Here is a 639-nt window from a genome sequence, read left to right on the forward strand (position 1 = left end):
GCCAAGGTGTTGGCCCATGCGCTCGACACCGCGACCGGAAAGTTGTTGGACGAAAACAAGTCCCCGTCACGCAAGACCGGTGAGCTGGACAACCGTGGCAGCCAGTTCTACCTCGCGCTGTACTGGGCGCAGGCGCTGGCCGAGCAGACCGAGGACAAGGAGTTGGCTGCGCACTTCGCACCGCTGGCCAAGGCGCTCGGTGAGCAGGAGCAGGCCATCGTCTCCGAACTCAATGCGGCACAGGGCAAGCCGGCCGACATCGGCGGCTACTACTACCCGGACCCGGACAAGACGGCTGCGGTGATGCGCCCCAGCAAGACGCTCAACGACCTGCTGGCGGCCGCCGAGAAGGCCTAGCCTGCGCTCAGCTCTCCGAGTCTGCGCTCAGATCGCCGGAACGCGTGTTTTCTCGATCTGAGCGCAGACTGGACGCCCTGCGCGCGTAGTCGGTTAGCCCGTCGCGCGTGTTTGGTCCGTGTGCCGGTCGACGAACTCGGTGATCAACCGGGTGATGGTGTCGGGTGCCTCGAACATCGGGACGTGTCCGACCCCCTTGAGGGTGGTGACGACGGCGTCCGGCGCCAGGCTGTTGGTGAAGTGCCGGGTGAAGCGCGGCGCGGGCAGCACGCGGTCCTTCTC

General features: G+C 66.4%; 2 protein-coding genes. One reads left to right on the forward strand and one right to left on the reverse strand.

Annotated elements, in window-relative coordinates:
• The coding region (locus IMZ11_RS43215; protein ID WP_228649449.1) for an NADP-dependent isocitrate dehydrogenase at positions 1 to 357 on the forward strand (357 nt) is incomplete at its 5' end.
• Between the two features lie 93 nt (positions 358 to 450).
• Here the strand turns inward: IMZ11_RS43215 and IMZ11_RS43220 are convergent.
• A partial coding sequence (locus IMZ11_RS43220; RefSeq protein ID WP_374463272.1) for an alpha/beta fold hydrolase occupies positions 451 to 639 on the reverse strand: 189 nt, incomplete at its 5' end.

Origin of the sequence: Microtetraspora sp. AC03309 (assembly GCF_020826795.1) — a bacterium.
GTDB lineage: Bacteria > Actinomycetota > Actinomycetes > Streptosporangiales > Streptosporangiaceae > Microtetraspora > Microtetraspora glauca.